6 protein-coding genes are annotated in these 16097 nt (G+C 48.0%); all 6 read right to left on the bottom strand.

Going from position 1 to position 16097, the window contains the following annotated elements:
- Nucleotides 1-474 precede the first annotated feature (474 nt).
- Nucleotides 475-3162, bottom strand: coding sequence for an FG-GAP-like repeat-containing protein (locus ONB37_17675; protein MDZ7401992.1), 2688 nt, complete (start codon nt 3160-3162; stop codon nt 475-477).
- Between the two features lie 103 nt (nt 3163-3265).
- The gene (locus tag ONB37_17680; GenBank protein ID MDZ7401993.1) at nt 3266-4258 is read right to left on the bottom strand and encodes a PorV/PorQ family protein; all 993 of its coding nucleotides are present in this window, start codon (nt 4256-4258) and stop codon (nt 3266-3268) included.
- 85 nt (nt 4259-4343) lie between these two features.
- On the bottom strand, nt 4344-6341 hold the full coding sequence (locus ONB37_17685; GenBank protein MDZ7401994.1) for a hypothetical protein: 1998 nt from the start codon (nt 6339-6341) through the stop codon (nt 4344-4346).
- Nucleotides 6342-6368: 27 nt separating this feature from the next.
- On the bottom strand, nt 6369-9248 hold the full coding sequence (locus ONB37_17690; GenBank protein ID MDZ7401995.1) for a TonB-dependent receptor: 2880 nt from the start codon (nt 9246-9248) through the stop codon (nt 6369-6371).
- A 504-nt stretch (nt 9249-9752) separates the two neighbouring features.
- Entirely contained in the window at nt 9753-12119 is a 2367-nt protein-coding gene (locus ONB37_17695) for a family 10 glycosylhydrolase (GenBank protein ID MDZ7401996.1), read from the bottom strand.
- A gap of 377 nt (nt 12120-12496) precedes the next feature.
- Complete coding sequence (locus ONB37_17700) at nt 12497-15604, bottom strand: family 10 glycosylhydrolase (protein ID MDZ7401997.1); 3108 nt, start codon at nt 15602-15604, stop codon at nt 12497-12499.
- Between the last annotated feature and the right edge of the window lie 493 nt (nt 15605-16097).

Below are 16097 nucleotides of genomic sequence, written 5' to 3' on the forward strand. Positions count from 1 at the left end.
CAACCTTTCTTGCTTTTCAGAAATGGTCGACCAGTACTACCGAATGAAATGAACTTGTAGGAGATTCTTTCCTTCAGGTTTTAAATTGAACTTCTTAGGAAGATGACAATCTTTATCGTCTGACAATTGCCACCTGGCAAGACCCATCACATCTTGGTATCGCTACTTCCTCGGGGCTCAACTCGACCATCAAATTGCCAGCGATCAGTGAATTATCTTGCCACAAGCAGATGAATTTTCGATCGAAAGATGATAAATCTGCGCCATAAAAAATATGACCGAGGATATGCACGTGTCGTGCAGTGCACCTCCTCGGTCGTTCACATTTTTTGATCGCAAAGAGCAATTATCAATAGATCGGATCAAGCAGCTTCATCGCAGGTAAAAACAATAGACATTTATTAGAAACGGCGAAAAACCTGCTCATGCTCCGACCAATTTTCCCGTGCGACCAGGCAAAGCGATAAGAGTAAACTATTTCAAGAATAGCATCTTTCTGGTCAATTGCTGATTCCCGATCCACAGCGTATACAAATACGTTCCGCTGCTGACCTTATTGCCAGCCATGTCCGTGCCATCCCACTGGACCGAATAGCTCCCAGGCATCATGCTTCCATCTACCAAGGTCTTAATGTGCTCGCCCATCAGGTTGTAGATGTTGAGCGTTACTCTCTCAGCGCGCGCAATACTAAACGTAATGGTAGTGGAAGGATTGAATGGGTTGGGGTAATTTTGTTCCAGTGAGAAATCCTTGGGCTGATAATGAGCCCGAGGCTCGCTGACGCGGGTGATCTGGTTTTCGAAGCGGAGCACTTTCCCACCATAGGTGAACACATAGCCAAAATCTTTATTTAGGAACACTCCGCCGACGAAATCATCAGGATCTAACTCGGCAGGAGTATTGATCTGTCCCCAGGTGGCTCCCAAATCAGTGGTATAGAAAACGCCAAGATCATCCATTGCGAGGATGATGTTGCTATTTGGTATTGCCACGACGCTGTTGACATAGCTATCGGTCGAGGCCACAGGATTATCGGTTGGCGACCAGGTAGCGCCTCCGTCTGTAGACATGATAACATATCCGCCGCGGGCAGCGATCATGCCATTGTTCTCATCGCTAAACGCGATCGACCGCGGATAATTGGGGATAACCTCGACTGGAATCGTAAAGCTTTCCCACGTCACGCCGAGATCAAATGAGCGGAACACAAATGAGGCATTATATTCCATATTGGTTGCAGCAAGCCAGACCTTTGGTCCCACGGTGCACGCTGCCGTGCCCCAAGTATAATAAGCATAGGCTGCTCCCAGGAAATTTATGCCAGGAATTTGGGTCCAGGTCTCACCCTTATCCGTGGATCGGACAAAATACATATTGCCATTCGGTTCAAAATCACCGAACGCGACTGCCGTATTTTCATCGAGCACCCGAATGCCATCAAACCATCCCGGGGCGATGACACTGATCATGTAGGAGTGCTTTTCCACCCAGGTGGCGCCTCCGTCCACTGTCTTGTAGATTTTGCCCTCGGCATCGGCAACCAAGGCGGTATTGGCATCAAAGGCATCCACTTGTGCTGCGCGACCTTTGATAGGCGTCGTATTATGGGTGAATGTCTTTCCACCATCGATAGATCGGAATACGTAGGTCTCTCGTGCCGTGGCGTTCACGCCGCAGAACCAGATCGTTTGGCCGTTATCGAGGATTCGACCGGGCTTAAACAGCAATCCCGTGGGCGGCTGCCCATTGAATAACACCTCCGGCGCCACGATCAAATTATCGAACTTCATGGGCTTGGGGCCGACATAATCCAAGACCACGATCGGCTGGGTTCCCATGTTCGGGAACGTGCCTGCATCCGTGCTGGATGTGTAGAGCACTTCCATCTCTGGATCATCATCGACATTGGCGATGTTCAATACGGTCCAAATTCCACCATCCGCGTACATCGAATCGATCATGGCGAATTCATAGTTAGCGGGATCGGTGATGTCGCCACCGCGATAGGCAAGTCGGAAGATAGCCGCGTTAGGGGTCGAGGCGCGGGAGCCGAAAACGAAATCGAGATGGCCATCCCCATCGATGTCACCGGCGGCACTTCCCCAGGGACCACGAGAGCCGCTGGGCCAATATTTTGCCATATTCACCAACTCGGTCCGCTTGAGCGAATCCGCATCTTCTTGCAACAAGTAAATGCCCTTGTACGCATCGTTGCCCCAATCATAAACGGCCAGAATAATCTCTTTGACTCCGTCCTTGTTCAAATCAACCACCTGGCACGATTGATTCGGAGAGCCCCCAGCCATGGGAGGCAACGCGTCATATTGCCAGGCGCTTCCGTCCCAAGTAAACTTGGTGATTTCGTTCTCGCAGAAGCTATAAATATGCGGTCCGATCACAGCCACGTCCCACTTGTTCTGGGCTGTCCCTGACTTCAAGTTGAAATCCAAACCGCTCACCTCCAGGGTCCAGGTCTCAGAGCCATCACCGTTGTCTGGGATGTTGCTCACTGAAACCACCCCGCAGAAATATCCAGCGCCCGACTTTCCAGTGCGATCGGCAAAAATTAGTTCTTCCGTTCCATCATTATCCGGATCGGCGATCACCCATCGCATTGGACGAATGTTTTGGTTGTTTTCGGTCGCGATGGTCCATTTGGCGTTGGGGAGATAGTTCCCAGTACCATCTGGCACACCCATCTCATCGCTGCCGTCACCTTTGGATTCAAACACCAATATTCTTGGGGGATTCTCATTGCCTGCTTCCAAGAAATTCACTGGTCCCCAGTAAAGCTCTGGTTTGCCGTCTTTGTCCAGGTCACCCATGGTGAAGCACGGCCAAGTGTTTTGCTTGGGAATATTGGCGGTCGCCTTCCAGACCACTACCCAATTCTCCCCATCTTTTTCTAGCTTATAGATGCGAGGGATCAATTCGGTTGGCCCGTCGTTCCAGTTGTCATTCACCAGGAAGATCTCCACGCGACCGTCCTTGTCGATATCGGTGCCAGCGATCATATTCCCGGTGCCGCCATTATTGAGATTCGCTTCGGGGATCGGAATCTCAGCTTTCCGCACAAATTGCGGTTGGGCAAAATTGTCGGCAACGCTGAACATCAGCGCCAGCGCCACTAGCAATAAAATTGTACCGATTTTACCTCTCATCGAAACCTCCTTACATTTGGTTAATGGTTAAATGAATTGCAAAAGACCAGATGTGCTCCACCTCGGAGATGGAGTAAATCTGGTCCAATACTCATCAAATTGATTAAAAAGTCAACGCAAGCGAAAACCGATGGACGCTTTTCAACACGCCCAGATCAGCAAACGAATAATCGATCACGGCGCCGCGGTCCCCGAATGCTTTGAGGTCGAGCCCAGTGCCAAAAGTAAAACCGCCCTCATCAATATTGAATCGGTAACCGCCGCGGAGGAAAAACATTTTATTGAAGCAATACTCCACGCCCCAGTTGTATTGTTCGAGGTTGTTATTGGGATGAATCATATCGGCTGCTGTGGTGATCGTATTATGGGGCGTATCCAGCAAATTCACACTGATCCCGATGCGAAAGTTGATGGGCAACGAATAGGTTTCAAATGTTTTTGGCTTGTTCACATCCACGGATTTCGGATCGCTATAATCGATATAGCTCCCGCTGAATTTGATTTCCGGTCCAAAATGCAGAATCGACATCCCCAAATTCAGTCCATGGAAGCCAGTCCGATACAGCGTACCCATATCGAGGGCCCAAGCGGTATAACCATAATCGAGGTATTTCTCGCGCACAATTTTGGTCGTCACTCCCACCGAGAGCCGATCCGTCAACAACCTGGCATAAGAGAGTCCGAGCGAAAAATTGCTGATGCTGAAATTCTCCCCAGTTCCTTCAGGCTGAAAGACTGTGGTGATCTCCATATCACCGGTCATCAGATAGGCGCTGCTGATGGCAAACGTTCCGAGATTGCCGAAATCCATGGCGAAGGAGAAGGAACCGATCGAAATATCGGCTGGCCAGACCGTATACGCAGTATACAGATTTCTTTTATGGATTTCGACCAATCCGGCTGGGTTCCAGAAAACAGAGCCAGCATCATTAGTAAGCGCAGTAAAAGCTTCGCCCATGGCAGTACCACGGCCGCCAACACCAATTTCCAGAAATTGAGCGACGGCAGTTCCAACAGGGGCGAAATCCTGGGCATGAATCGATGCCCCTTGCAAACTGACCAACAACACCATGATAATAATCTTATTTTTATTCATAGATCTATTCCTCTTACTCGATATTCAAGTTTTGTTATTATCGAACTCATTTCATTTGGCAAACTGATGGAGTTGGCCGGCAACATCATCGAACAATCACAAATTTGCCCACCTTGGTGCCTAACGAAGGTGAATCGACCACAAACATGTAGATTCCTGGGGCTGCCTCTTGGTTATTTCGGGTGATTAAATCCCATTCTGCTACGCTGGGGTTGCTGCTGCCCAAGAAATCTTCGGTCTTGCGAACAATTTCACCAGAGGTAATTTCATCCACCAAATCGCCATCTAGGGTGAAAATCTTCACCGTCGCATCTGGTGGCAGATTAATAAATTGTAAGCGATGTTGCCATGGATCAGAATCGCTCGGAATCCGGTTGTTCCAGATCGCGCTACCGACGTACGGATTGGGCACGACCTTGACGCGATCGAGCGCAGAAGCGACTGGATTTGCAGGACAGATGTACTTCACATTGGCCAAAATATTGGTTTCGAGCACTCCGAATGGTTCAGGCAGCGGTTTACTGAACGATTGAACGGCATAATAATAATCAAATCCTAAGACAATATCTCGGTCGATGATTTGAAACTTGCCGGGTTCATCCCCAGGAGGTGGAGGCCAACTGGCGCTGCCGGTGGTGTCGATATAGGTTCCCAGACCCAATGGTTTGAAATCAAAATTTCCAATGGCGGTTTTCCCAACACTCTTCCAGACCTTAAACCCCTGGAAGTTCTCATTGGCAAGCGGAGAATTATCCCAAATGACCTTCACACCTTTGGTGACACCATTTTCGACGTACAGTTCAAGTTTCAGATCTGGAGGGGGTGGGGACAATGAAGCGATTTCATAATTGGCATCAACGATCAATTGGGCGACTCTCATATTTTTCACCAGCTCGACCAGGCTATAAATGCCGCCACGGACAGGATCGCTTCCGACAGCAAGTGCCGCTGTAACAACAATAGAATCGCCCGCTGCAAACGTCTCCAGCGGTCCTAAGGTGAGAATCGCACGGTAATCATAAGGAAATGGCTTGCCGCCAGATACAATCGGTCCCTCAAATACCTTTGGGGCCATCATGCGATCGTAGGACTCTTTATCGGTAGCGGGATCATTGTAGATATGATTTTGATGAAACGAGCTGACCTTGAATGATGCGGGATAGGTCTTCAGCACGCGAAATCCGATGAAGCCAGGTGACTGCAAGGTCCCATCAGGCCCAGGATTGCCAGTATCATCTGGTTGTCCATTATCTGCTGGATAGCTTGGATTATCGGCATCCCACATGAACATCATCTGGCTATCTGCATCTGCAGAAGTCAGGCCATGATCCACCTTCGACCAATCAGGGAAATAGGTGAACCAATCCCAATTGGCATTGCAAGCGCCTAAGTCATCTTGATTAGAAAACCGATACTCCGCATCCCAATTAGGCAATTTTGTCACATCGGCATCCATCCGATAGGTAAAATAGAAGTTTTTCAGATCACGAGGCGTATCAGGATACCCATCTCCATCAGAATCGATACCGACGTTCTTGATCGTGTATTCATAGATAATAAAATCATCTCGAAAGCTTTCGCTCCAGGCATAAGTCCGTTCGATCACCTCTACACCCAGTGGGGTATGCTCGGAAGCTAACGGCGCTTGGACATCATAGTACCGCGTATAGGTATCTTCCTCTGATCGGGCACCAGGGCCAGTAATGACATGAACTGAATCAAGCGGTGCGAACTCGTGATCATCCGCCTGCGACGAACGGATCACGCCATCCACTTCAGCGGTTAACCAGATGCTACCGCGATACAAATATGAATTGCCCGAGCCGCCAGGATAATCGCATGAGGGCGTTCGGTTCACATAAGCATCGTCGCCAGCGTACCCAAAATTCGTCACTCGATTCCACAACGTACCGATCTTGTGATATTTCCAGTTATCTGGAACGATTGGGCCGACAGCCGATTTGTCGCTTTTTGCGATGGAGAACCGCTGTTTCTGGCTATCAGCACCCCACATCGGAGTTGTAAGAACGGCCAAGACCAGCCACAAAATAATCAGGGCATGAAAACGATATTTTAATATCATTGATTTGCCTCCTTGGTATCACTCAATTTAAAATTGTACCGCCAGACCGCAACGGAATTGACGACGATCGCTATAGGCCTGGGGATTACGGATGTACGCGCCTGTGACATTGTCGATGGTAATGATCGAAGGATCATTGGTGATTTCGTAATAAAGCGAACTCCCAATCCAATCCACATTGCGCCGATCGAACAAATTAAACACATCCACAAAGAAATCGAGATTGAAATTGGATAGTTTGACCTGTCGAATCAGCTTTAAATCGGTGGTCGTGGTGTATGGCAGGCGTTTATCATTGACTTTGCCCGAACCGTAAGAAGAATAGGGTAAGCCACTGCCATACCGGAATTGCAAATTGGCGATCCAATTGGCAAGCGGTCGCATTCCGGCCCATTGCAGGCCAAAATCCCCTGGCGTCCGCAACGTCAATGTAGCGTTCACTGTATGGGTTTGGTCGAAATCCAAAATGTTCATCCGTCGCGCATCGGTGAACGAACCAGTGCCACCGAGATAATTAGAGCTTCGGCCCTTCGCGATCGAATAGGTATAGTTGGCGGTCGCACCCCAGAACCGACCAGTCCGCTTAGTGAACGTAAATTCCAGGCCTTTGATGTTGCCGTAATCCGCATTGGTGAAAATATTGAGCTCGATATTCTGAATGCTGCGCCCGACGTATTTTCTCCAGTCCATCAAATTGGTCACGTCTTTATAATAACCAGTGATGGTCCCTTTAATGTCATCGGAGAATTGATGTTCAACTCCTAATTCATAAGCCACTGTTTTCTCCGGTTTCAAGTCCGGGTTGCCGATATAATTGCCCACTTTGGTGAGCGATTGAATGCGATGGTTTCGATAGAGGAAATAGCCATCAGGACGCTGGAAATAATGTCCATAAGTGAAATGCAACACATCCCGCGCGGTGATGGGATGGGAGATTCCCAAGCGCGGACTGAATTGGTATTTGGCTGTGGCTTTTTTAGGATTCAGAAAAAGCGGGATACCGTTTTCATCTACTTCGGTATAGGGATAGTTATAATCTGCTGGAAAATAGATTGGGTCCTTCCAACCATTGGGATTGAACACATCAAACCGCAACCCGACCAGTGCAATAATGCCCTGGAACTCGAGCTTATCTTGAATATATGTGGCAAAATCATAGGTATCTTCATCCCAGATGTCCTTTCGGACGGCCGCAAGGTTCAAGGTCCAACTGATGTTCTCAGTTTTGGTCCGATGCAGATACAGCTCAAATCCTCCCTTCAAGAGGTGATTGGCATTCACTTGGCTCACCAGATCCGCCTTGAGGCTATAGGTCCATGATTGCTGATCGCGGTAGCCTGGATCATCGCCGCGGATCCACCAGTAATTGTTTTCTCGCTCCCGATAGATGGGATGTGGACCTGGCTTGTTGATATCCCAGACTAGGTCTTCCTTGGTGTCACCATCCCCATCCCGATCATCCACATCTCTGGTGGCATAATGATAGTTGGTGTAGAAATTATTGAATCGGATCTCATAGAATGTATTGGGGCTGAGCGTATGGGTCCAGATAGCGTAGCCGATATTGCTCTTTTTCTGATAATTCCATAAATATTCCTGCATGCCAGCGACATAATAATTTCGAAGTACATTGTAGGCAACACCACTGGGCGTTTTGCCCGGTGAAACTACAATTTCGCCCTGTTGGGATCGAAATCGGGAAGGATCCTTGACGTAAACGTAATGATTAATGGTATCGCCTTTCATCGTTTCCACATCGAAGTATTCGTTGACTGGGTAATCTGGGGCAGGGCCATATTTTGCCGCGGGAAAATAATATTGATCCCAATCACTATTATTGAAAACAGCCCCAACAGCCAATTTATAATTAGACGTCATCCGATAGGTCAATTTGCCCTGATAAGTCTGATCAAAGGATTTTTCATTCAAATAGAACCCTTGATCTTTGTCGGTGATTTCGGCAGATAGCGATAGCAGCATCTCTCCTGGGATCTTCAGCCCTATGGTAGGAAGGGCGAAAGATGTGAGAGGCTCTGGGCCATTCAAATTGAACTCGTAGATTTTTCGTATCGGCCGATACCTGTTCTGCCATGGCAATTGAGCCCCAATCGAATCGCCGAAGAACGATCGTGAGCTGGTTGAGACATACCGATTGATATTCAAGCTGCCGAAATCGGTCGTGGTCGCGCGAACTTTCCCTGAATATTTCGAGGTCCCTTCCTTTAGCGCCAGATTCAAGATGCCAGACTGGACATTCCCATACTCAGCACTGAATCCGCCGAGTGACACTTCCATTTCCTGGATGCCATACTCAGGCACATCGCTGGTAAAACCGCCAAGATTGCCAGAATATTCACCAGCAGGATCTTTCACTGGAATACCATCGATCAATACCAAAACCTCACCTGTGCGACCGCCGCGGAAGTGGTTGTTCACAACGCCCGCTTGAATATTCGCCATCCCCTGGAAATTATCGATCGGTTTGATATCGAATTCCTCGGCTGAAACAAAATGCCGCGTAGAAATTTCATCCTTCTGAATCATAGGCCGTTCAGCTACGATGGTTACCCCCTCACCAACCTTCAGCACTTCTGTCGTCAATGCAAAATCCACTTTGGTCGTAATATCAATGGAGACTCGAACGTTTTGGACGACGACGCTGCTATAACCCATCATCGTGGCTTTCAAGCGATAGGTACCGACTGGGACATTAAGGATCACGTAATAGCCATTAATGTCCGTTGCGGCACCCATAGTTGTCCCTTCAATAACCACATTGACGCCAGGCAGCGGTTGCCGATTCTCAGCATCGACGACAGTGCCAGCAATTTTGCCGGTCACTCCACCAAATAAAGCTGCAATTGGAATTAAAGACAGCCATAGTACCAACATCAGTTTTTTGACCATTAGCTCCTCCTTGAAAAATTTTTAGGCAAGCATTTGGTGCAGCAGTTTTGAAAAGAAATGAATAGAAGTTTAGCGGAATAAATTCGGGTTGATCCCATCATGGCTTTATAAAATAATCGGATTTTTAAATTGCTTCCAGGCGGAATAGTGATTTTGCCGCATTCATGGGATAATGACCTTTTTAAAATTAAAAAATTTCATATTAAAGTCAAGAAAAAAATTTTCCCTCTGTAAAATTGTTTTCAGTGCTGAAGCAACTAAAATCGTCTTCCACCACCAAAGGTTCATCCAGTTCTGTCATACCTCCGATTTAACCAATTTCATTTCTGAAGAATCATTGGAATGAACCAAATCCCTACCTGGACTTGCAAATGAAAGAGAGGATCTTCGCAGATTCTCAATTCCTCGTTCTTGTTGGACTGAACAAAACAGCGTCATATTTGAAAAGCTCAGATCATCTCAAAACGGCACTTATTGAATCAAAGCGAACCTTTCAATGGCAATTCATTTCAACAAAAGCATTTTGCCAAAGGCAACCAATGATCCAACTTTGATAGAGTAAAGGTAAATTCCTGATGGCAACGCTGATCCGTCAAAAATCAATTGATGCTTTCCAGCAGGTCGAATATCATCCACTATGATGAATATTTCACGACCCAGCGAATCAAAAACTTTTACCTTCACTGGCATCGATTGTGCCAAATCGAATTCAATGGTGGTTTTGGCATTGAAAGGGTTCGGATGGTTGGGGTAAAGCCGAAACGATGGAGTTGGTTCTGAGGCCAGCACGTTGCTTAAAAGCACTGTCTTAAATTTATAGACTTCCGACCATTCACCACTGCCAATCCAATTGGTCGCCCGCACCCGCCAATAATAAAACCGATTGGCACTTAATTTTGCTCCAGCAAAGGTGGTGTCGATAATGCCACTGCTATCGACGACGATGGCACCGGGCAGGAAGGTACTATTTTTCGCGGTCTGCAATTGGTAGCTCTCGGCGTTTGCCACCGACTGCCAAATGAAAACCGGTTCGATTGGGACATCGACCGCCTGATTTGCTGGGTAAACCAATACTGGCGGTTTTGGAAAGCCTGTGATAAACCGATAAGCCCGAGAAAAATCCCCACAACCTCCAGCATTGGCTGCTCGTACCCGCCAATAATAACAAGTTTGCGCCGATAATCCAGTAACAAAGCTAAACGTATCAGGTATGTTAGCGCGATCCACCAGCAAAGGATAGGTGAAATCCGCATCCTTGGCCAATTGCAAATGAAAATGTGATGCATCGGGCTGATAACGCCATTCCAATCGAACGGATTGGGGCACCGTATCGCTCCCATCGTTCGGAAAAACCAGCGTCGGCGGCCCAGGGGGATAGATGGCAATGGTCTGACTGGGTTGACTCTCATTCGCGTTTCGATCCAATGCGGTCACTAAATAATAATATGGATCAGACTCGAAGCCAGGAATTGGGGGCGCAAAATGGCGGTCGCCAACAATCGCAATGATGTTCTGGGCATCCTCAAGCTCGTCTGGCAGAAAATCCGGTCTTTTCGAGCGGTAGATCACAAATCGATACCCGCTGTCGCCATCAGCAGCACGAAATCCCTGCTGCCATTGAAGCATCGGTGGGCCGTATGAAGTGAGCGGAGCATACCCCAGTTGGCCTGGCGGATTGGGAGGCAGGACATCTTTCCAAGCCATGATCGGTTGAACGGCCGGATAGCGATGCAAATCGTTTTTCAATGAATCAGTGAACCCTTTCAGATTCGCGATCACATGCGTGGTGCGGAAAAAAATATTGCCAGAGACGCCACTGGTCTGTCGATTCAATCGGATTTGGTTCGGCACTTCCGAAGTGCTCCAGCCGCTGATTTTATAGATTGCAAGGCCCGGATAAAGATGTCGGCCATTAGTCTGCGACGCCCACCAGGGTAATAATTTGCCGTAATCCTGAGCTCCGCCGAATGGCCAGTAGAGCTGTGGCGCCAGGTAATCGACCCATTGATGATTCAACCAAGCCACGGCGTCGGCATAGATCTCGTTATACGCATCAAAACCAGTCGTCCCTGGTGGAACCCCATTCTTCCAAATTCCAAATGGACTAACACCAAATTTGATGAATGGCTTCACCGCTTGAATGCTATCGTGCACCATTTGAATCAACAAATTGACATTGTCCCGTCGCCACTCACCGCGATCCGTAAATCCACGAGGATCATTGGCGAACGCCGCATCGTCTTGATTCGTGATGCTGTTTGGAGGATATGGATAAAAGTAGTCATCGAAATGCACGCCGTCAATATCATAGCGTCGGACCACATCCATAATTACTGCGGTTACATAGTTCCGAACGCTGGATAAACCAGGGTTCAGAACCTTAATTGAGCCGATCTGGATGGTCCAATCCGGATGACGGTTGCTCACATGGCCAGGATCAAGGGGATACGCTCCAATTTCGCGTACAGCGCGATAGGGATTGAACCAAGCGTGCAGTTCCATGCCGCGCTGATGCGCCTCTCGAATCGCGAATTCAAGCGGATCATAATAGGGACTCGGGGCCTTTCCCTGTTTGCCTGTTAAGTAATACGACCAGGGATCGAACGGCGATGGATAGAAGGCATCACATTCTGGCCGAACCTGTAAGATGATCGCATTGATACCAACATCGTGCAATTGATCCAATAATCGGCATAGCTCAGCCCGTTGCTGATCCGAGCTGAGGCCAGGGGCGGAAGGCCAATCCAAATTAACGATCGTTGCGATCCAAGCGCCGCGGAACTCCCGCTTCGGTATTGCACTGGCAAAACTGTTAGAAACAATTATCGATATATGCAAAAGAAAGGTGAAGATGCAAAGCTTCCTTACCATGTGCGTTCACTTGTTTTGGGTTGAATCTTTCGCTCGGCCAAATAAATCGAATCTGGCAACATGATTAAATTTCCAACCATTGGGTCAGATTGCTGCTGATACAGAGCAGTGCTTTTTTCTCATCCACTGCTATTTCTGATATTTTTTCTTCAAACGGAGTTATGGCGATCCGCAAATAAAAGGATTCCTCGCTCCGCTCGGAATGACATGCTTTTCAATTTTTTCGAATCTATGGAATTTAACTCGCGAAGTCCCGCCCAAAGAAAAGCCATGATCAATATTAGGGCGAGAGAATCTCCTGATCTTTGCAACACTCACGGCTCTTTTTGGGAATGAAGCAATGGCTTCCTCGCGAGAGACGAAGATTAAAAATAATCTTATTTGATCAGCAGCATCTGGCGATGTTCAGATTGGCCCTCAAATTCAAGCCGATAGAAATATATGCCACTTGGCAGTTGCCGACCATCGAATTGGACTTCGTGATAGCCAGCTTCCCGCTGCTCATCAACTAAAATGGCGACGGTTCTTCCCAACAAATCGTAAACTTTGAGGTTCACCCGTCCTGAATTCGGCAGCTCAAATGGGATCGTAGTTGTTGGATTAAAAGGATTCGGGTAATTCTGCAATAATCGAAACGACTCGGCCAGAAACGAAGGAGAAGGTTGCACATGAACCGGTTCTGCAGATTTTTTGACCACTCTCAGATTATCAACATAAATTCGGCCTGATATCGCACCAGTATTGTCATGCGTCAATTGGAAACTATCGACGTAATAGGATTTGCCATCCATCTTCTCATTCCCCAGCCAGGAACCAACACTATTTGGATCGCTCAAGTCCCATTCCAGTAGCTTCCAGCCATACCAATCAATAGTCACCCATTTAGAAACTTCAAGGGGATAACCTTGGCCTTCGACCTCGCGGAGCGAAAATCGAAATTTGTTCCGGCTGCCGTCGCCATACACATAGCATTGGAGGATATAGCTATTGTCGAATCGCACATCGCGCGGCGCACCATTGGACAGGTACTCGCGGAGCAAGTAACCTTCGGATGGCGGGGTTTCCATCCATTGGTAATTGATAAACGCGGATCTCCGATGCACCGGCGCCGTAGCCGATCCAGGGAGATAAATATCTTTCGAATAGCCGAACGAGGTATTAGCCACAACGATGCCGGAGGTCGATCCGCTATAACTCGGCTGTTCCCAGTAACCCGTGTTGGTGAAATTGTCAATCAGCTTGATCTCGATGTATCGCTCCTGCGCGGTTCTAAAGGGAACCTCCCAGCTCGAAATCATCAGATTACCAGTCGTATCCTGAATGGTGTTTCGGAGCAGCAGGAAATAATCAGTAGCTGGCAGAAGCGCCTCATATCCCTTCGTGTTGATCACCGATCGGTCGCCCACTGCAGTTACCATGGTATGTGTTTTGATTTTTTCGCCGTCCTTCATGATCACCAATGTCGTGTCCAAAACTGTAGCGGGATTGATCAGCTCGTCGAATACGATGCTTACCACGTCATCGACGTCAAAATCCATTGTTGCGCCGCTCAACTCTGGGTAGCTTGATGCCACAATAGGACCGACGTTATCGTAAGCCTTTGTCCGAAACCGGAGGGAAAAAGCATCCCCTGGAATGCCATCGCCATTGCCATCGAGCGCCCGACCATTCACATCAGTGGCTAATGGGCTGATTGTAATCACATATTCGGTATCGAATGCAAAATTGCCTTTCACATCCAGCTTCAACGATTTATTGGCCGCATTCCAGACCAGCGGCTCCAATTCAATTGGGGGAACGATCGAGATCGCGTTGGCGAAAGTACCATTGTCCATGGTCTTCGAAAAGTAGAAGAGAATTGGCCGATTGACAGCGATAGTATCGCCTTCGGCTGGATCCGTCGCAACGATCCTCGGCGGCAGGGAAGGAATGGGATCGCTTCTTACGATATTGGAAGCGGCAGACTCATTCCAATAGCGATCCAGCGCCGTAGCAGCGTAGTAATAGCTTCCATTATAATCCTGAGTGCCAGTAAACCGATCGACAAAGGAATAACCCTCGGCCCCAAAGTGAATATCAAGGATTTCGTCGTTATCTAAATCGATGTTATTATCAGGAGACCGATAAATGGCGAATCTCATATTGGATTTCACCGATGGGTTCGGCGTCACCGTGATCTGATAATTCAGAGAATCCAGTTTGGTGATAGCAATCGATGGCGCATCAGGGGGATTGGCGTGAACCAGCTTGGTTGGACGAATTTTGGTTTTGCGACTGAAAAAAGTTTGACCTGCTTCTTCCCAGTAATTGTAATCATCCCAGCTCCCATAGCTGAAAAATTGGAAACCATCCACCCATGGAATAGTCCGGACGCGATCGATTACCTCGGGATGGCGATACCATACTTTTTGATCGGCGAACACATAAGAACCGGGTCCCACGCTATACAAACGACCCTCTGCGATCCCTTTTTGAATAAATGGTCCCCAACATTGCGGGGGATTTCCTACCAGCATATCGTAAAACCCCTGGCCAGTGGTCCAATGATAGTGCATTGGCGTTAGTTGATCGATATAGCCCTCGTTGAACCAGAGCGCCGCGTCCTGATACACATCACCATAGCCTTGCCATGGGCCCCAATTGTAGCGCCCCAATGCGGCGACTGAAAGCCGAACCCAGGGCTTGACCGCTTGGATCGAGTCGTGCAGCGTACGGACAAACTCCGTCACCGACCAGCGCCACCACTCTTCCCATGAGGAAAATCCTTGTGGCACGCCTGCGCTATACGGATGCTCGATATCATAAAGATAGCGAGACCCAGAATTTTGATGCAAAATTTCAAGCTGTGCCTCCGAAATCATACCATCCAACAAGCTCTCTTCTGCCCCAGGTTTATTCAAAAATGCCATCGGGCTGGAATATTCGTTCCAGCGAACATAATCGAGATGCAGACCATCGATGTCATAGTTTCTCACGATCTCCATGGCCACCTTGATGGTGTATTCGCGCACAGCAGCGAGGCCTGGCGACAGACAGATAGAAGATGTCATCGGATTGCCGTCACGATCCCGGCAGATCCATTCTGGATGGACCGCAGCCGGCGCTCCAGGCTGAGTGGATGATGCTTGAAATACATTGAACCAGGCATGCACCTCCATCCCCCGCTTGTGCCCTTCTTCCACGGCGTAGGCCAAAGGATCATAACCAGGGTTACTGTAACCAGCGTAATAGCCCCATGGTTCGTAGGATGAATTGTAGTAGGCGGTCCCACTCTGCCGACATTGCCACAGCACCGCATTCATATTCGCCTTTTGATGATTGTCAAGAATCTTCCGGACAAGCGCTTTGTTCTGCTCGGCTGGCTTCCCAGCGCTGATGTGCTCCCATGTGATCACCCACGTCGCACGAAATTCTTGATTCCCACCGCTAAAAAGATTCTGTTGAAATAACAAACATAAGATGATGCTATTAACGATTCGTTTCATCAATGCACCTCCAAAACAAATTTATCATTGGCGTTAAAATTTCTCCTATCCCCAATTAGCAGAAAAAACCAATTGATTTTTCCCCACAGATGATAAAACCACCGCAGATTTCCTATCCGTGGTAGTCCTGTCATCCGCGGGAAATTTCATCAAAATCACAAAAACAATTCTGTGACCTTTCACTTCTCTGACCAAAATTCATCATCCGCGAGAACATCTCCCTTGAACCCCAATTGATTCTACCCCACAGATGATAAAACCCCCGCAGATTTCCTATCCGTGGTAGTCCTATCATCCGCGGGAAATTTCATCAAAATCACAAAAACAATTCTGTGACCTTTCACTTCTCTGACCAAAATTCATCATCCGCGAGAACATCTCCCTTGAACCCCAATTGATTCTACACCACAGATTATAAAACCACCGCAGATTTCCTATCCGTGGTCGTCCTATCATCCGCGGGAAATTTCATCAAAATCACAAAAACAATTCT

It is taken from the genome of candidate division KSB1 bacterium (genome assembly GCA_034506395.1).
Taxonomy (GTDB): Bacteria; Zhuqueibacterota; Zhuqueibacteria; order Thermofontimicrobiales; family Thermofontimicrobiaceae; genus Thermofontimicrobium.

Coding starts and splice junctions, on each gene's coding strand:
- ONB37_17700 (MDZ7401997.1), bottom strand. CDS start 15,604: ATGAAACGAATCGTTAATAGCATCATCTTATGTTTGTTATTTCAACAG.
- ONB37_17675 (MDZ7401992.1), bottom strand. CDS start 3,162: ATGAGAGGTAAAATCGGTACAATTTTATTGCTAGTGGCGCTGGCGCTG.
- ONB37_17695 (MDZ7401996.1), bottom strand. CDS start 12,119: ATGGTAAGGAAGCTTTGCATCTTCACCTTTCTTTTGCATATATCGATA.
- ONB37_17685 (MDZ7401994.1), bottom strand. CDS start 6,341: ATGATATTAAAATATCGTTTTCATGCCCTGATTATTTTGTGGCTGGTC.
- ONB37_17680 (MDZ7401993.1), bottom strand. CDS start 4,258: ATGAATAAAAATAAGATTATTATCATGGTGTTGTTGGTCAGTTTGCAA.
- ONB37_17690 (MDZ7401995.1), bottom strand. CDS start 9,248: ATGGTCAAAAAACTGATGTTGGTACTATGGCTGTCTTTAATTCCAATT.